Here is a 17410-nt window from a genome sequence, read left to right on the forward strand (position 1 = left end):
ATCTTTTTCGACAAAAATTAAGTAACGAGTTATGCCAAACTGAGTTGATCGCGTAAAACCCGATCTCAACGCTCACTGGAGAATAATTTAATGCAAACCTGACAAAAATCAGACAAAACATAAAATGTTGATCGCAATTCTGCCAGTTATATAAAGATAACGTCAGGACAAAGTCATACACATTTTGTGGGTTCTCATAGTTGACACAATAAAAAAGGGCTTATTATTCGCAAACAATAAACCCCAGTTATAATAACTATGTACTGATCGTTGAAACCAAGAATGAATCTTATCTCATGGTCAACGAATCAAATTCACTGGCCCGATCGTTAGTTAGACTTGCAATTCGCATCGCCTACTTTTTGCCAAACACCCCAAGGCCCTGAGTCTGCTGGATTATCACCTTGAGTCCACCACTGCGCTTGCCAAACTTTACCATTCCAAGTAACCGTATCTCCTTTGAGATACACTAAGCTGGCTTGCCATACAGTTGTACAGCTATCTGTGGGAGGCGTTGTCACCGTTTTCGCTTGAGCAGATACTAACGCTTGGTATTGTGTGCTGGTCTTATCAACGTTGAAGTTCAAAGCCACTCTTGCTTCTCCGCTCTGAGTAGCACCAAATTCAACATCAACACGACAACTTGCATTCATTGCTAACGTCGCCTGAGAGCACTGATCATTGGCAATAACAGCTGCATCAGTAACACCCGAAGCAAACGCGCGAACATTTTCCACAGTGAAGGTGGTGTTCCCTGAATTCTGGATAACAAAGCTATGTTGCTGTAACTCCCCAACATTAAATGATGCCAGTGTCTGTTCGGCGGTGTATCCAACAGAAACATTCTCTTTTGGTGGTGTTACTGTTCCGATAACACCATCGACAAAATTGCGCATAGCAGCGATATCGCTATAAACCCCATACATACCAGGACGAGCACAACCTATTCCCCAACTGACCACACCAAGTTGAGTAATTACACCACTGCGATTAATGACGATTGGACCACCACTATCTCCCTGACAAGAATCTATCCCACCTTGAGGAATACCCGCACAGAATGACACTTCTCCAACCGTTGTGTAGTTGCCACCGGCTTGACGGCAAGTCATATCCGACACAAGTGGGACGTCAACCTCTTGCAATCGAGACGGAGAGCTTCCTCCTTCAGAAGTTCGCCCTAAGCCAGCAACACTAAGCCAATCTCCGATGCTCGCGTATTGCGTTAGACTGCCATTCGCAATCTCAACTGAAGAAACACCTTGAGGCACAGAGTCGAGCTTCAATACCGCGAGGTCATGAGAAAGCGTCGCGCGGCGATATGCCGGGTGCATATGGATCTCACTGACGTTTGCACGAACACCGTCACTACCGTTATAAACAACGCCACCGATTTTAACCGCTATCTGATTCGGAGAATCACCCTCAACACAATGCGCAGCAGTCAGGACGTAACCATTCCCGATATAACTGGCCCCACAATATGATCGGTTACCATAACGACTAACAATTTGGGTGTAGAATTTCCAGTCACGTGGGTCGGCAGTTACTCCGCCTACGATCTGGGGTTGGATAGTATGATTTTGCGTCTGTGACAAATCATCAGCACTTGCGAACATTGGCAAAACGGCTAAAGCAAGTAACGATTTTGTTAGTTTCAAAATATTGTCCTCTTGTTTTTGTAAGCACGATCCTCGTGCTACTAATAAACAAGCAGACAAAAACGCCGATACCAATGTGGGTGCATATCAATTTATTAACATTGCGAGCAACTTATAGAGAAAAGTCTATTGACGAACTGAATGATTTCAATTCGATAGAACCTAAATCACAATATTAAAGTTAAATACGATTATTCGTTCAGCGGTTTTCTTAAATAGTGGATATGATGTGCAAATCCTTGTTTTTCATACAAATATATTGCGCCCTGGTTAAAATGCCATACTTCAACAAACATCTGTTTTGCACCGTAATCAGAGAACGTTGACTCAATTTTATTAATCAATGCCTGCGCCGTACCTTGTTTTCGATATTCAGGCAGCACATAGAGCTCATCCACACTTCCCATCATAACTGGCTGGCTGACGGTAGAAATAAGTTCACAGAAGTGACCAGAGATAAAGCCAATAATTTCATCTCCTTGTTTTGCTACGTAAACAAGGCACTCAGGGTCGTCAATATATCGAGCAATGCTTTTTTCTTGTTCTATCTCCTCTGCCGTTTTGAAAAGCTCAGGAGATTGAAGATGATGCTCATCATGAAGCTCGAACATAAGATCGTTGAGCAACTCTAGGTCGCTAAAACACGCAGGTTTAATCGCAAACGCGGTCATACAAAGGGTCACTAAAAATGGAATGGCTGTAGTTTGTGAGGAAAACGTCGTATTGGCAAGTCACAAATGCTTTCACGATACGTTTGTACTGTTTGAGCAACAAAAAGGCCCCTGTACTTAATAAACGTACAGAGGCAGAACCAACCTACAGAGTTCGAGGATCAGGGGTTAGTTAGAATGAGTTTTTCTCAGCGTCGTAGCACTCGCTCAATTTCGTTCAAGCTACTTGGGTCATCAATCGTTGACGGAACGGTGTATTTTTCACCATCAGCTATTTGACGTATAGTTCGACGCAAAATTTTACCTGAACGTGTTTTCGGTAAACGGTCTACAACCAACGCATGCTTGAAGCAAGCAACTGCACCTATCTCACTACGCACTTTGCCAACAAGCTCACCTTCAAGGTCTAGCTCATCCACTTTAACACCGTCTTTTAGTACCACAAAACCAAGTGGAAGCTGACCTTTTAGATCATCGTGAATACCAACCACCGCACATTCTGCAATCGCTGGGTGGCCTCCTACTATTTCTTCCATTTCACCTGTCGACAATCGGTGTCCCGCGACATTAATCACGTCATCAATACGTCCCATAATAAACAGGTAACCGTCTTCATCCAGATAGCCACCATCACCTGACACGTAGTAGCCTGGGAATTGGCTAAGATAACCAGTTTCAAAACGGTCATGATTACGCCAAACCGTTGGCAGACAGCTTGGTGGCAGTGGACGTTTTAATGCGACAAAGCCTTGTTGGTTAGGCCCGACAACCTCTCCAAGTTCATTCAGAATCTCGACCTGATAACCCGGAATGGGCTTCGTCGAAGAACCAGCTTTAACTGGCATCATTTCGACACCAGTCGGGTTGCCCGCGATGGCCCAGCCCGTCTCGGTTTGCCACCAGTGGTCAATAACGGGCTTGTCCGCTTTGCTCTGAACCCACTCCAGTGTCGGAGGGTCGAGGCGTTCTCCCGCCATAAAGATGGTTTTCAGATTCGACAAGTCGTACTGTTTTAAGTGCTCACCTTCCGGGTCCTCTTTCTTAATCGCACGAAACGCCGTTGGTGCAGAGAACAACGCATCTACTTTATATTCATCACACACTCGCCAAAATGCGCCAGGATCCGGTGTTCGAACAGGCTTGCCTTCGAATAGGATAGTAGTGCAACCGTGAATCAGTGGAGCGTAAACAATGTAAGAGTGCCCTACTACCCAGCCCACATCAGATGCCGCCCAAAAGACGCCATCTTGAGGAATGTTATAGATTGCGCTCATGGAGTACTTCATCGCGACAGCATGGCCACCGTTATCACGCACAACGCCTTTCGGCTTACCTGTCGTGCCCGATGTATAAAGTATGTAGAGCGGATCGGTTGCTAACACCGGAACACAACCATGTGGCAGCGCTTGTTTGTACTCTCGCTGCCAATCTAAGTCTCTTTCTTGGTTTAGCTCAGCGTCGCACTCTGGACGTTGGAAAACAAACACTTTCTCAGGCTTCCAACGGCTGTCCATAATGGCTTTGTCTACCATTGGTTTGTATGGAATGACTTTGTTGATCTCAATCCCGCACGACGCCGTCATGATCACTTTCGGCTCTGCATCTTCAATTCGTACAGCAAGCTCATTAGGAGCAAAACCGCCGAATACTACGGAATGAATCGCCCCCAAACGCGCGCAGGCAAGCATCGCCATTGCGGCTTCTGGGATCATCGGCATGTAAATAACGACTCGGTCGCCTTTTTCAACACCTTGAGCAGACAGCATGCCAGCAGTTTTTGCTACTTGGTCACGTAGGTCGCTATAGGTGTACGTGGCTTTACGACCTGTCACTGGCGAGTCATAAATGAGTGAAGTATTATCACCGCGTCCTTGCTCGCAATGGTAATCTAATGCTAACCAGCACGTATTCATTACACCATCTGGAAACCAACGTTCTATGCCGTTTTCATCAGATTTCAAGATAGTTTTAGGAGATTCAAACCAATCGAGATTCTCCGCTTGAGCGCGCCAAAAACTCTCCGGTTCATTCTTCGCCCATAAGTATTCTTTTTCGTATGAAGACATATTGCTTCCTCCAGTATGTCCTGACATTGCTCTCGTTCTACTCAAAGATCGCTCTTTTAATCCAAAGATCGTCTCTTTTAATCGAAGACATAGAAGGGTACACGCACAAATCCCTCCATCAGTATTCTCGCACTTCGGCTCATAATGGCTTTTTGCACCACCCAGCCCTGCTCAGTTTGCTTCGCTTGTGCCCCAACTTTTAACGTTCCTGACGGGTGACCAAAAGTCACGGACTCTTTTTCACCGCCACCAGCGGCTAAATTCACTAACGTTCCGGGCACACACGCAGCAGAAGCAATAGCAACGGCTGCTGTTCCCATCATTGCATGATGTAGCTTGCCCATCGACAGCGCGCGAACGAGCACATCAATATCCGACTCATTAACGGCTTTACCACTTGAAGACAGGTAACTTTTCGGTTTAGAAACAAACGCTATTTTCGGCGTATGTTGGCGTGTTTGAGCTTCTTCTAAATCAGAAATCAGGCCCATTTTTAACGCGCCATATGCGCGGATGGATTCGAACATCGCTAATGCTGTGTCATCGTTGTTGATATCGTCTTGCAGCTCGGTGCCCTGATATCCTATCGATTCAGCATCAATAAAAATGGTTGGTATGCCCGCGTTAATAAAGGTCGCGTTGAACGTACCCACATCCGGCACCACCAAATCATCAACTAAGTTGCCCGTTGGGAACATACTTCCTTCGCCATCGGAAGGATCAACAAAATCCACTTGAATCTCTGCCGCTGGAAACGTGACACCATCGAGTTCAAACTCTCCGGTTTCTTGGACGAAACCATTGACGATTAGCACGTGAATCAAGATGGTTTTGCTGATGTTCACCTGCCAAACACGCACCGTCACAATGCCATTTTCTGGAATGCGATCTTGTGGGATCAGACCAGCATGAATGGCGAAAGGACCGACAGCGGCAGACAAGTTGCCGCAGTTACCGCTCCAATCGACGAATGGTTTGTCGATCGACACTTGGCCAAATAAGTAGTCAACATCGTGATCGGCTCTGCTGCTGCGCGAAACAATCACTGTTTTACTGGTGCTTGACGTCGCGCCCCCCATACCATCAATTTGCTTCGCGTACGGATCAGGGCTGCCAATAACGCGTAACAACAGTTTGTCACGTGCGGCTCCAGCCACTTGCGCTTCTTGAGGCAAATCCTCTAGGTTGAAAAAGACACCTTTACTCGTGCCGCCACGCATGTACGTCGCGGGCACTTTTATTTGGCTTGTTTGATTCGGAGTATTATTTGACATACGCACTCCTTATTGTGCCAAGAAATCTTGCGCGAAACGCTGCAGAACACCGCCCGCGTTGTACACGTGAACTTCGTCAGCGGTATCTAAGCGACAAGTAACCGGAACATCGACTTTATCGCCGTTGCTGCGTGTGATAACCAGCGCTAAATCAGCGCCCGGCTTGATTTCTCCAACCACGTCGTAAAGTTCCGTACCATCCAGCTCTAGCGTATTGCGGTTAACGCCCGACTTAAATTGCAGTGGTAGTACGCCCATGCCAACCAAGTTAGTACGGTGAATACGCTCAAAGCCTTCAGCAACAATGGCTTCTACGCCCGCCAGTCGAACGCCTTTTGCTGCCCAGTCACGGGATGACCCCTGACCGTAATCCGCGCCAGCCACCACGATCAATGGTTGTTTACGATTCATGTAGGTTTCAATCGCTTCCCACATACGAACCACCTGTCCTTCTGGCTCTACACGCGCCAGAGATCCCTGCACGACTTCGCCGTTTTCCTTCACCATTTCATTGAACAACTTTGGGTTAGCGAAGGTCGCGCGTTGCGCCGTTAAGTGGTCACCACGGTGAGTCGCGTAAGAGTTGAAATCTTCTTCTGGCACACCCATTTTCGCTAAGTATTCACCTGCTGCGCTGCTTGCGAGAATCGCGTTGGATGGTGATAAGTGATCAGTGGTGATGTTGTCGCCCAGAATCGCCAATGGACGCATACCAGACAATGTTCTTTCTCCCGCTAGCGCACCTTCCCAGTACGGTGGTCGGCGGATGTAGGTACTCATCGGACGCCAGTCGTACAGCGGGTTGGGATTTTGCTCTTGATCATTCAGCTTAAACATCTGAATGTAAACTTGCTTAAACTGCTCAGGTTTAACATGAGTACCGACAACTGCATCGATCTCTTCATCGCTTGGCCACAAATCATTGAGATAAATTGGTTTGCCGTTTTGGTCCGTGCCAAGCGCATCGCGCTCGATATCAAAACGAATTGTACCGGCTAGTGCATAAGCGACAACCAATGGTGGTGAAGCCAAGAAAGCTTGTTTGGCGTACGGATGGATTCGACCATCAAAGTTACGGTTACCAGAAAGCACCGCTGTTGCATATAAATCACGGTCGATGATCTCTTGTTGGATTTTTGGATCCAGCGCACCACTCATACCGTTACAAGTTGTACATGCGTAACCAACAATGCCAAAGCCAAGCTTCTCTAGCTCTGGTAATAAGCCCGCTTCTTCCAGATACAAGCGTGCAACTTTAGAACCCGGAGCAAAAGACGATTTCACCCAAGGTTTACGTACAAGACCAAGTTCGTTGGCTTTCTTCGCGACAAGGCCAGCAGCAACCACGTTTCTTGGGTTACTGGTATTCGTACATGAGGTAATAGCAGCGATGATCACTGCACCATCTGGCAACTCGCCTTCTTTCTCTTCCCACGCTCCAGAAATACCGCGCTGTGCCAACTCAGAAGTTGGTAAACGACGATGAGGGTTTGACGGACCAGCCAAGTTACGGCTAACTGATGATAAATCGAACTCAAGTACGCGCTCGTAAACGGCGCTATCAAGATCGTCTGCCCAAAGACCGGTTTGTTTTGCGTAATTTTCTACTAGAGCAACTTGTTCTTCATCTCGACCAGTTAGTTTCAAGTAATTGATGGTCTGCTCATCAATATAAAACATGCCAGCTGTTGCGCCGTATTCTGGTGTCATGTTTGAAATCGTTGCGCGGTCTCCGATCGTTAGATCACGTGCGCCTTCTCCGAAGAATTCAAGATATGAAGATACCACACGCTCATTACGCAGAAACTCAGTAATCGCGAGGACAATATCCGTTGCCGTAATGCCCGGTTGACGTTTACCCGTCAGTTTGACACCGACAATATCTGGTAGACGCATCATTGATGGTCGGCCAAGCATGACGGTTTCTGCTTCCAGACCACCGACACCTATCGCAATAACACCAAGAGCGTCTACGTGAGGCGTGTGACTGTCCGTACCCACACAGGTGTCTGGGTAGGCAATGCCCTGCTTTGCTTGTACCACAGGAGACATTTTTTCCAAGTTGATTTGGTGCATGATGCCATTCCCAGCTGGAATCACGCTGACGTTTTCAAACGCTGTTTTACACCACTCAATAAAGTGGAATCGGTCTTCATTACGGCGCTCTTCAATCGCGCGGTTTTTGTCGAAGGCATCAGGGTCAAAGCCCGCATGTTCAACCGCTAAAGAGTGGTCAACGATCAATTGTGTCTCAACCACTGGGTTCACTTTTGCAGGATCACCGCCCTGATCTGAAATGGCATCGCGCAGACCCGCTAAATCGACTAGAGCGGTCTGACCAAGAATGTCATGACAAACAACGCGTGCTGGATACCAAGGAAAATCAAGATCGCGTTTGCGTTCAATTAACTGTTTCAGGCTATCTGTCAATGTGTTCGGGTCACAGCGGCGGACCAGTTGCTCAGCTAGCACGCGAGAGGTATAAGGGAGTGTTTCATAGGCTCCAGGAGAAATGGCATTGACGGCTTCGCGTGCATCAAAATAATCCAGTTGAGTTCCCGGAAGCGGCTTACGATATTGAGTATTAATATTTGTGTTCATGGTTTGCTTCCATTCAGTCTTTACATCTTGCCTTCATCAAGGTTTTCCATTGCTCCAGAAACACAGTGATGAGAGGATCTCCTTCCTCTGTTAGAGATAATGACAAAGGAAGGAGGTGGTCAACCAAAGCATATAATGCCCTCGTTGACCTTCGCGCTAGCGATTCTCGATAGGCACCCATTCTTGATGATCTGGGCCCGTATAATCGGCACTTGGGCGAATAATACGGTTATTGGCACGCTGTTCATAAACGTGTGCAGCCCAGCCCGTTAAACGACTCATCACAAAGATTGGGGTAAATAGTTTGGTTGGAATGTCCATGAAGTGGTAAGCCGATGCATGGAAGAAGTCCGCATTACAGAACAGACCTTTCTCTCGCTTCATCACTGATTCAACACGCTCAGAAACCGCATATAGATGAGTATCACCAACTTGTTTCGATAGCTCTTTGGACCATCGTTTTATTAAGGCGTTGCGAGGGTCACTTTCACGATAAATCGCGTGACCGAAGCCCATGATCTTGTCTTTATTGGCTAGCATTTTCATGATGTTCGCTTCCGCCTCGTCGGGCGTTTGCCAATCTTCAATCATTTCCATCGCCGCTTCGTTCGCACCACCGTGAAGTGGCCCACGAAGCGTACCGATTGCTGCCGTGATACAAGAATGGATGTCTGACAACGTTGATGCACAAACGCGTGCTGCGAATGTAGAAGCATTAAACTCATGTTCAGCATAAAGAATGAGCGAGCAATGCATCACTTGTTTGTGCAGCGCAGCTGGCGCTTTGTCTGTAAGTAATCGCAAAAAGTAACCACCGATGCAATCTTCAGTCTGATCCTCGGTGTTGATACGCACGCCATCATGACTAAAGCGGTACCAGTAACAGATGATGGCAGGGAACAAGGCTAGCATACGTTCGGTTGCTTTCAGTTGCTCCTCGAAGCTCATTTCCTGCTCTAGGTTACCCAATACAGAACAACCCGTGCGCATTACGTCCATTGGGTGTGCGCTTGCAGGAATCAACTCTAAAGCTTGTTTTAGCTCGGCTGGCAAACCTCTAAGGCTGAGTAGATGTGTCTTGTACGCATCAAGTTCTTGTTGATTCGGCAAGTGACCGCGTAACAGAAGGTGAGCCACTTCTTCAAACTGTGCGTTGTTCGCAAGATCAGTAATATCGTATCCACGATAAGTTAAACCAGTTCCCGTTTTTCCGACAGTACATAAAGCTGTGCTTCCTGCGCTTTGACCACGAAGGCCTGCGCCACCTAATTCTGCTTTCTTTTCTGCAGTTTGAGACATTGTTTGAACTCCTTTTCTGTCTGACTTTTCCCTCTCTGGGGTGTTTTTAGCCAAACGAATTTCACGTTATTAGATGAGATAAATTCCGATTATCTTTTTCTTGGGCTTCCGTTTATTTTTGCTTTTCCCCGCTATTTCCCTTCAGAGAATAACTGGTCAAGTTTGTCTTCATAGTCGTGGTAATTTAGGTGCTGATACAACTCTTTACGTGTTTGCATCGAATCAACCAGTGCTTCCTGATTACCCACTTCTAGCAAATGTTTGTAGACCGTTTCAGCAGCTTTGTTCATGGCACGGAACGCACTTAATGGATAAAGCACCATGTCCACTTTTGCTTTCGCTAGCTCATCACAGCCATACAGCGGTGTCGCGCCAAATTCTGTAATATTCGCCAGAATAGGAACGTGCTTTCCGGTCGCTTGCTCAAGCGCATTTGAAAACTGAAGGTACTGGTCCAGCTTGTTCATCGCTTCTGGGAAGATCATGTCTGCGCCAGCTTCCACACACGCAATCGCGCGCTCGATTGCGCTGTCCATGCCTTCAACAGCTAACGCGTCAGTACGAGCCATAATCACGAAACTTTCATCATTGCGTGCATCAACCGCGGCTTTTACACGATCAACCATCTCTTGCTGGCTGACTATTGCTTTGTTCGGACGATGACCACAACGTTTCTGTGCGACTTGGTCTTCCATGTGCACCGCTGCCGCGCCCGCTTTTTCCATCGCTTTGATCGTGCGAGCAATGTTAAATGCACCGCCAAAGCCCGTGTCGATATCAACCAAAAGAGGCAAATCACATGCGTTAGTAATACGGTCAACATCAACCAAAACGTCGTTTAATGTTGTGATACCGAGATCCGGCAATCCGTATGACGCATTTGCGATACCGCCACCAGACAAGTAAATCGCTTGGTGACCCAAGTTTTTTGCCATCATGGCGCAATACGGGTTTATAGTGCCGACAATTTGTAGTGGATTATTTTGTTCAATGGCGAGTCTGAACTTCGCTCCCGGTGTTAAGCTCATGACGAATTCCTTCTAGTCTTTGTCTAAACTTTCTGTATGTATAATTTGAGATTGGATGAGCTTTCGACTTCCTGATATGTGTCTTCTCATCAACATTTCTGCAAGCTCTTCATCGCGATTGCGAATGGCTTCCAAAATGAATTTGTGTTCGGTGAGCGCCTCATTCGGGCGAGATTGCGCACGTGGCGACTGGTAACGATACATCCGTAATAAGTGATAGAGTTCATCACACAGCAGAGATATTAACTTACTGTTTCTGCTCGCTTGGATGATGCGATAGTGAAAATCAAAGTCACCATGTTGATGGAAGTAAGACGCGCCTTCCATTTGGTCTATATGCTTGGAATGTGTCGACAATAGCATTTCCAAGCTTAAGAGCTCTTCTTGCGTAATGTGTCGCGCAGCTAACCTTGCCGCCATGCCTTCCAATGCTTCTCGAACGGCATAAAGTTCTATCAGCTTTTCCGGAGAAAAAGTGGTCACTCTAGCCCCAACATGAGGAATTCGCTCGATGAGCCCTAGCCCCTCTAAGCGCATCAATGCTTCACGCAAAGGCCCACGACTGACTTGATATTTCTTTGCTAGCTCAGGCTCTGATATCTTATGGCCAGGCTTCACGTCGCCATTAACAATGACTTCAATGAGTGTTTCGGTCAGCGTTTCGGATTTGGTGTGTTCTTTCTCAGAACCCAGCACTTTATAACGAGCTTTCAACTCAGAGTTCATATTCAGATACTCTTGTTACCGACATCGAAATGTCTACAATTTCTTAACCTGAATATAAAGTAGTCGATCAAAGTGTCGACAATCAAGTAAATTGTCGACAATTTAGACTAAGGTCGTAATTTAAATGGGCCTAAAATGCCCGTTAAGTGCCTTTTTTAGCAGAAATAAAGAATGGTGAGTTCACATTGTCGACAACTTATAAACCTTTAAGCTTATGATCTAAAAACTAAAAGCTCAGCTGTCGAACAATAATCGGATAAAAAACTATTCTTTAGGTACAAATTGATCAAAGACTTGTTGCGAAGTCATCTTTTGTGAAGCGGAATTGAGGTCATAATAAGCTGGCTTTTCATCGGTAAAAATCTCTAAAGTGAGTTTGAAATCTGGGTTATCGAACAAACCAGCGGAAAGAATGTACTCACCTGTCGGCAACAAATGATAGAAAAGGTTTGTGCCGCATTCGCCACAAAAACCTCTCACCGCCCAGTCAGACGATTGATAACGCTTTGGCTCGGCCCCCTTAAACGTCACGTTAGACCCACAATGCACCGCATGAAGTGCGCCACTCGACCATTTTCGACACATAGAGCAATGGCACAGGCTAACCTCATTTTTAACCTCAGCGATGACTTCAATTGCGCCGCACAAACACGTCCCTTTCATTCTCTTTTCCTCGTTCATTTTCCGTCATTTAATTATGGCCTACCAAAGCGTAAAGCCGCGTGACCTAACACCAACTTCTCGCCGTGAACTTTATGAACAAAATAACCGAAATGCTCAATATTCTCTTTATATCTCTTTTACAGACAGATATTTAACACTTAATTAACCTTTACACCAAGTTCAGCTTTAACGCTTACAAGGCATGACAACTGAGCAAAAACAATAAGGCTCAACTAAATAGAGTCGCTAACATAAGGAACGTGAACATGTTAAAGGTACTCAAACCAACGCTCGCCGCTTCAATCATCGCAGCTTCATTTTCATTCAACGCTCTTGCTGCAGATATTGAAAAAATGCACTTTCTTATCCCTGGAGGTGCCGGTGGCGGTTGGGACATGACCGCCCGAGGTACTGGTGATGTATTAATAAAATCAGACATCGTCGAAACCGTATCATTTCAAAACCTATCTGGTGGTGGCGGTGGCAAAGCAATCGCACATTTGATTGAAACGGCTGATCGTCAAGAAGATACACTCATGGTGAACTCAACACCGATCGTCGTTCGCTCGCTCAGTGGGATCTTCCCACAATCTTTCCGCGACTTGACTCCTGTTGCCGCAACGGTTGCCGATTATGGCGCCATTGTTACATCAGCCGATTCTCCTTATAGCTCTTGGGAAGATGTCGTTAAAGCTTTTAAAGAAAACCCACGTAAGGTGAAGGTTGCTGGTGGCTCTGCTCGTGGTTCTATGGATCATTTGGTTATAGCAGCAGCTTTCAAAGGTGAAGGTTTTGATGCGCGTAAAGTTCGTTACATTGCCTATGATGCAGGTGGAAAAGCCATGGCAGCCCTACTTTCAGGCGAAACACAACTGCTCTCTACAGGGCTAGGTGAAGTACTCGAAATGTCTAAGTCTGGGCAAGTGAAAGTGTTAGCGATTACAGCACCAAAACGTTTAGAAGCTGCGCCTAATATTCCAACTCTCACCGAATATGGTAATGAAACTGTCTTTGCTAACTGGCGTGGATTCTTTGCAGCACCAGGCACAAGCCAAGAAAAGCTAGATGAATGGAATGCCGCATTTACTAAAATGTATAACACCGACGAATGGCAAGTCGTTCGAGACCGCAATGGTTGGATCGACAACTATAAAGCGGATAAAGCATTCTTCGCGTTTCTTGAAGATCAAGAGCAACAGATGGGTGACTTAATGCGCGAGTTAGGCTTCCTGAAGTAACAATCGAATTGGGGTCCCTCAGATACCAACCTCAATGAATAACGTAAGTTGGTATTTCCCCATTGTATTTGCACTCTAAGTTTCACCGCATATGGACATTGTCGACAATCGGCATGCACACTCCTTTGTTTATATACCCAAAGCGGCTCGACTAGCAGCGAAATGCTTAATTGTTAATGGTTTAGTTTATTCATTGACGTCCATATGCGGTCTTTTTTACTTTTGTTAGGAGTTGAATATGCCTCGTTCAACCAACTTTTTCACCAAAGAGTATTTGCTCTGTCGTGACCGCGTCGGCGCAATGATCTTTCTACTCTTCTGTCTTTGCTACGGTTATCAAACCTCGCAGATTCCATTATTTCCAGGTGATGAGTATGAACCATTCACCGCACGTACTCTGCCAACCATCTTGACTTACGTTGGTGTCGGCCTTTCTTTGCTATTGCTGGTGACAGGACAACCAGATAAACAAAGTGGCGCAGTGCTGACCTTCAATTGGAAGTTACTGATTGCCTTTTTAATTTTAATGGCGCTCTACGGCGTGGGCCTGACTTACTTAGGTTTTGTGATAGCTACTGGCTTCTTTTTATTGGCTGGCTTTTATCTGCTCGGGGAAAGACGTAAACCCGTTCTGTTTGGCGCGTCGTTTCCATTCGTGATCGCGTTCTACTTATTACTCACTCAAGGTTTGGACATCTATCTCGAACCGGGTTTGATTTTCACCATCTGGTAGTCAAAGAAAGGACTGAATTATGTTAGATGGAATTCTACAAGGTTTATCCACCGCAGTAATGCCAATGAACATTATGATGGTGATCGTTGGTTGCTTCGTCGGTACATTTATCGGCATGTTACCTGGACTTGGGCCGATCTCAGCCATTGCTTTGATGATCCCAATTACTTATGGCCTAGAGCCCTCCTCTGGCCTTATTTTAATGGCGGGTGTTTATTACGGTGCGGTATTTGGTGGCTCTACATCGTCGATTTTAATTAACGCGCCGGGTTGTTCTTCAACCGTGGTCACAGCATTCGACGGCTACCCAATGGCTCAAAAAGGCCAGGCAGGTAAAGCATTAGCTTTGGCAGCTTATTCGTCTTTCACTGGCGGTACGCTATCTGCCATTATGTTGCTTGTTGCCGCACCAGCATTGGCTAGCGTCTCCCTTAGCTTCCAATCGTCGGACTATTTTGCGTTGATGCTACTTGGGTTATCAGCAGTCGCGGCTTTTGCGGGGAAAGGTCAGGTAATCAAAGCGTGGATGATGACCATTCTTGGTTTGATGCTATCTACAGTTGGAATCGATAAAGGCGTAGGCGTTGAACGCTTTACCTTCGGTTTAACGGATTTAATGGATGGCTTTAGCTTCTTGTTGCTTGCAATGGCGACATTCGCACTGGGTGAGACACTGATGGGCATCCTTAAACCATCAAAAGACACCAGCGATGAAGAACAAGAAAAGCTGAGCAACATTGGCTCAATGAAAGTGACCAAGGAAGAAATCAAAGATGTTGCGCCTGTTTCAATTCGCTCTTCAATATTAGGTTTCTTCACTGGCGTTCTTCCTGGCGCAGGGGCAACCATTGCTGCTTTTTTAAGCTACGGTATGGAGCGCAACCTCGCACCTAAAGAGAAAAAGGATGAGTTCGGTAAAGGCAGTATCCGTGGTTTGGTTGCGCCAGAGTCTGCGAACAATGCAGCATCTAGTGGTTCATTTGTACCGCTATTAACGCTTGGTATTCCGGGCTCTGGTACAACAGCAATAATGCTCGGTGCGCTGATCGCTTATGGTATTCAACCTGGCCCTCGCCTATTTGTTGAACACCCAGATGTGTTCTGGTCAGTGATCATTTCCATGTACTTCGGCAACATCGTACTTGTGATCCTGAACTTACCATTGATTCCGTACATTTCAAAGCTTTTGGCGGTTCCAAGAACGGTGCTTCTACCGATGATTTTATTCTTCTCAATCACCGGGGTTTATTTGGTCTCTTTTAACACTATGGATGTGTTCGTGATGCTGATTGTGGCTATGGCTGCCATTGCACTTCGGCTCGCTAACTTCCCGCTCGCACCTTTATTGCTGGGCTTCATCCTTGGAGGATTAATGGAAGAGAACTTACGCCGCGCATTAATGATTTCAGATGGAGAACTGAGTTTCCTATGGGAGCGTCCTATTACCCTTACCTTTACTGTTTTAGCTGTATTGGTATTGGCAAGTCCACTAATCGTAAAGCTGATTCAAAAGTTTAAAGCACAGCCAGTCAGCGTTGAGCAGTAATCGCTGTCTCTTTCAACCTAGATAAAGCCATCCATCGTGATGGCTTTATCTTCCCCCTTCCAAATCGTTCGCTTGTTGTACAGATGGTATTGACAAATCACTGTCGTTATATGAAGGTGATTGTATGAACACACACTTAGCGCAACTTAACCAACGAATTATCATCATTCCATAGGAATGGTGGGATTTTTTGATGCGCTCAGTATTTATCGAACCCACCCATAGCGGTGGGTTTTCTGTCTCTACCGTATGGGAAAAGCTCTCTTGGAGGCGGTCACAATGCAAAAAATAGCAGTTTTTGGTAAACCCGGCAGTGGAAAATCGACGGTAAGTAAAGTAATCGCGTCGGCTACCGGTCTTCCTCTTCATCAATTAGATTCAATAGTCTATAAACCAAACGGTGATCCCGTTGAGCGTAGCGTTTTTGATGAAGCTCATAGCAATATACTAAGCTCAGATCGTTGGATTATAGATGGCCTTGGACCGATCAGCTCTTTCAACGCTCGTTTAGATGCAGCCGATACTCTCATTTATATTGATCTACCATACTCAGTAAGCTATTGGTTTGTGACGAAACGTCTCCTTAAAGGACTATTCATTAAACCTGAAGGATGGCCTGATGGTAGTTCGGTACTGAAAGGAACGTTACAAAGCTACAAAGTTCTTCAGCAATGCCCTGCATTCTGGAATGATGACTTTATGTCTCGCCTCGAGGGGTACTCTCAAACTAAAGCCGTTCATGTCATCAAAAACGTTACAGAACTGAACAATTTTGTTTTAGAGCGGGTAAAGTAAACCTCATATCAGAACGTTAGAGCATGTGGGTTAGATCATCTGAAGCTCTAACAATGAAAAAGAACATAACAAGGATTGCTTATGCTTTTAGAACTAGCACTTTTATTCGTTGCTGGCGTAATTGGTGGGATCATTAACTCCATAGCGGGAGGCGGAAGCTTTATTACTTTTCCGGCTCTATTGGCAGTTGGTGTTCCTCCTATTATGGCTAACGCAACAAACACATATGCTTCATGTGCGGGTTACATTAGTGGAGCCGTCGGGTTCAGAGAAGAGATCATGAAGAACAAGCATGAACTGCTGTTCACAGTCTCATTCAGTTTAGTCGGCGGCGCTGTCGGAGCATATCTGTTGCTCAACACGCCAGAATCGCTATTTATGGAAGCCATCCCTTGGTTACTCTTATTTGCCACCGTGCTTTTTCTCATCGGTTCTCGTTTAACAATGCTAATCAAAACTGTCGCGAAAGAGCACAAACATGCTGGCATACTCGGAGCAATCGCGTTGGGTTTACTACTTGTTGGTGTCTCTGCTTACGGTGGTTTTTTCAACGCAGGTTTAGGGGTTATTGTTCTGAGCTATCTGGTAGTAGCTGGCCACCAAGACATTAATTTAATGAACGGTTTGAAATTGCTCGTATCTACGTGTGTTTCACTCATTGCTATCGTGATTTTTGTTGCCAATGGCTCCATTGACTGGCACACAGGTAGTGTTGTTTTGGTCGGTACGTTGGTAGGTGGGTATCTTGCAGCTCGTGTCTCTCGTCAACTGAATCCTAATCATGTTAAAGGGTTTGTTGCTCTTTCTTCTATTCTCATCACTATCTACTTTTTCATTGATGTTTATGTTTAAGCAAAACTTGTACAAGTGGATAACACTCCTACAAAAACGCCAGCGCGAAAGATTAATGCAGATGGCTTAACGATTTTTTGTGTCACTCCAGCGAGGTTAGGAATCTAATAGCACTACACTGAGCGGCTAATGAAACCATTTTGATCACAAAGTGCTCGGATGGAAGATCCTGTATCACGCTCCTTCGTCGCTGTACAGGATGACGAGAAATAGAAATATGCCACTCGCGGTTAAACGAGTGGCATTGATCGAGAAAG

At 45.8% G+C, this 17410-nt stretch carries 14 protein-coding genes; 5 read left to right on the forward strand and 9 right to left on the reverse strand.

The features are described 5' to 3' along the window. Positions 1 to 329: 329 nt before the first annotated feature. From R7F67_RS13845 to R7F67_RS13885, 9 genes are all read right to left on the reverse strand, one after another. Positions 330 to 1661, reverse strand: coding sequence for a trypsin-like serine protease (locus R7F67_RS13845; protein WP_258476084.1), 1332 nt, complete (start codon positions 1659 to 1661; stop codon positions 330 to 332). Positions 1662 to 1852: 191 nt separating this feature from the next. Next, a complete protein-coding gene (locus R7F67_RS13850) occupies positions 1853 to 2332 on the reverse strand; it encodes a GNAT family N-acetyltransferase (RefSeq protein ID WP_054576996.1) in 480 nt (159 codons plus the stop codon). A gap of 188 nt (positions 2333 to 2520) precedes the next feature. Beyond that, the gene (locus R7F67_RS13855; protein WP_054576995.1) at positions 2521 to 4398 is read right to left on the reverse strand and encodes a propionyl-CoA synthetase; all 1878 of its coding nucleotides are present in this window, start codon (positions 4396 to 4398) and stop codon (positions 2521 to 2523) included. Between the two features lie 77 nt (positions 4399 to 4475). Beyond that, positions 4476 to 5672 carry a 2-methylaconitate cis-trans isomerase PrpF gene (prpF, locus tag R7F67_RS13860; protein WP_054576994.1) on the reverse strand — a complete coding sequence of 399 codons (1197 nt, stop codon included), beginning with the start codon at positions 5670 to 5672 and terminating at the stop codon, positions 4476 to 4478. Positions 5673 to 5681: 9 nt separating this feature from the next. Then, positions 5682 to 8273 carry a Fe/S-dependent 2-methylisocitrate dehydratase AcnD gene (gene acnD, locus R7F67_RS13865; protein ID WP_017633775.1) on the reverse strand — a complete coding sequence of 864 codons (2592 nt, stop codon included), beginning with the start codon at positions 8271 to 8273 and terminating at the stop codon, positions 5682 to 5684. 156 nt (positions 8274 to 8429) lie between these two features. Further along, entirely contained in the window at positions 8430 to 9572 is a 1143-nt protein-coding gene (gene prpC / locus R7F67_RS13870) for a 2-methylcitrate synthase (protein WP_053304400.1), read from the reverse strand. Positions 9573 to 9703: 131 nt separating this feature from the next. Beyond that, positions 9704 to 10600, reverse strand: coding sequence for a methylisocitrate lyase (gene prpB, locus R7F67_RS13875; RefSeq protein WP_005388185.1), 897 nt, complete (start codon positions 10598 to 10600; stop codon positions 9704 to 9706). Positions 10601 to 10612: 12 nt separating this feature from the next. After that, entirely contained in the window at positions 10613 to 11326 is a 714-nt protein-coding gene (locus R7F67_RS13880; RefSeq protein ID WP_005377279.1) for a GntR family transcriptional regulator, read from the reverse strand. 264 nt (positions 11327 to 11590) lie between these two features. Further along, positions 11591 to 11989, reverse strand: a complete 399-nt coding sequence (locus tag R7F67_RS13885; protein WP_054576992.1) for a GFA family protein — start codon at positions 11987 to 11989, stop codon at positions 11591 to 11593. A 266-nt stretch (positions 11990 to 12255) separates the two neighbouring features. On the opposite strand from R7F67_RS13885, the gene R7F67_RS13890 reads away from it, so the two are divergent. From R7F67_RS13890 to R7F67_RS13910, 5 genes are all read left to right on the forward strand, one after another. Then, complete coding sequence (locus R7F67_RS13890; RefSeq protein ID WP_005388181.1) at positions 12256 to 13227, forward strand: tripartite tricarboxylate transporter substrate binding protein; 972 nt, start codon at positions 12256 to 12258, stop codon at positions 13225 to 13227. A gap of 238 nt (positions 13228 to 13465) precedes the next feature. Further along, positions 13466 to 13960 (forward strand): tripartite tricarboxylate transporter TctB family protein, encoded by a 495-nt coding sequence (locus tag R7F67_RS13895; RefSeq protein WP_005388179.1) that lies wholly within the window; start codon positions 13466 to 13468, stop codon positions 13958 to 13960. Between the two features lie 19 nt (positions 13961 to 13979). Further along, complete coding sequence (locus R7F67_RS13900) at positions 13980 to 15506, forward strand: tripartite tricarboxylate transporter permease (RefSeq protein WP_005388177.1); 1527 nt, start codon at positions 13980 to 13982, stop codon at positions 15504 to 15506. A 279-nt stretch (positions 15507 to 15785) separates the two neighbouring features. Next, a complete protein-coding gene (locus tag R7F67_RS13905; protein WP_017633773.1) occupies positions 15786 to 16301 on the forward strand; it encodes an adenylate kinase in 516 nt (171 codons plus the stop codon). An 81-nt stretch (positions 16302 to 16382) separates the two neighbouring features. After that, complete coding sequence (locus R7F67_RS13910; protein ID WP_017633772.1) at positions 16383 to 17153, forward strand: sulfite exporter TauE/SafE family protein; 771 nt, start codon at positions 16383 to 16385, stop codon at positions 17151 to 17153. The last annotated feature ends 257 nt before the right edge of the window (positions 17154 to 17410 follow it).

Source organism: Vibrio sp. YT-17, assembly GCF_033337375.1.
Classification (GTDB): Bacteria; Pseudomonadota; Gammaproteobacteria; order Enterobacterales; family Vibrionaceae; genus Vibrio; species Vibrio alginolyticus.

Excerpts from the sequence above, each read along its gene's own strand:
- R7F67_RS13850 (WP_054576996.1), bottom strand. The coding sequence starts at position 2,332 with ATGACCGCGTTTGCGATTAAACCTGCGTGTTTTAGCGACCTAGAGTTG.
- R7F67_RS13855 (WP_054576995.1), bottom strand. The coding sequence starts at position 4,398 with ATGTCTTCATACGAAAAAGAATACTTATGGGCGAAGAATGAACCGGAG.
- prpF (WP_054576994.1), bottom strand. The coding sequence starts at position 5,672 with ATGTCAAATAATACTCCGAATCAAACAAGCCAAATAAAAGTGCCCGCG.
- acnD (WP_017633775.1), bottom strand. The coding sequence starts at position 8,273 with ATGAACACAAATATTAATACTCAATATCGTAAGCCGCTTCCGGGAACT.
- prpC (WP_053304400.1), bottom strand. The coding sequence starts at position 9,572 with ATGTCTCAAACTGCAGAAAAGAAAGCAGAATTAGGTGGCGCAGGCCTT.
- prpB (WP_005388185.1), bottom strand. The coding sequence starts at position 10,600 with ATGAGCTTAACACCGGGAGCGAAGTTCAGACTCGCCATTGAACAAAAT.
- R7F67_RS13880 (WP_005377279.1), bottom strand. The coding sequence starts at position 11,326 with ATGAACTCTGAGTTGAAAGCTCGTTATAAAGTGCTGGGTTCTGAGAAA.
- R7F67_RS13885 (WP_054576992.1), bottom strand. The coding sequence starts at position 11,989 with ATGAAAGGGACGTGTTTGTGCGGCGCAATTGAAGTCATCGCTGAGGTT.
- R7F67_RS13890 (WP_005388181.1), top strand. The coding sequence starts at position 12,256 with ATGTTAAAGGTACTCAAACCAACGCTCGCCGCTTCAATCATCGCAGCT.
- R7F67_RS13895 (WP_005388179.1), top strand. The coding sequence starts at position 13,466 with ATGCCTCGTTCAACCAACTTTTTCACCAAAGAGTATTTGCTCTGTCGT.
- R7F67_RS13900 (WP_005388177.1), top strand. The coding sequence starts at position 13,980 with ATGTTAGATGGAATTCTACAAGGTTTATCCACCGCAGTAATGCCAATG.
- R7F67_RS13905 (WP_017633773.1), top strand. The coding sequence starts at position 15,786 with ATGCAAAAAATAGCAGTTTTTGGTAAACCCGGCAGTGGAAAATCGACG.
- R7F67_RS13910 (WP_017633772.1), top strand. The coding sequence starts at position 16,383 with ATGCTTTTAGAACTAGCACTTTTATTCGTTGCTGGCGTAATTGGTGGG.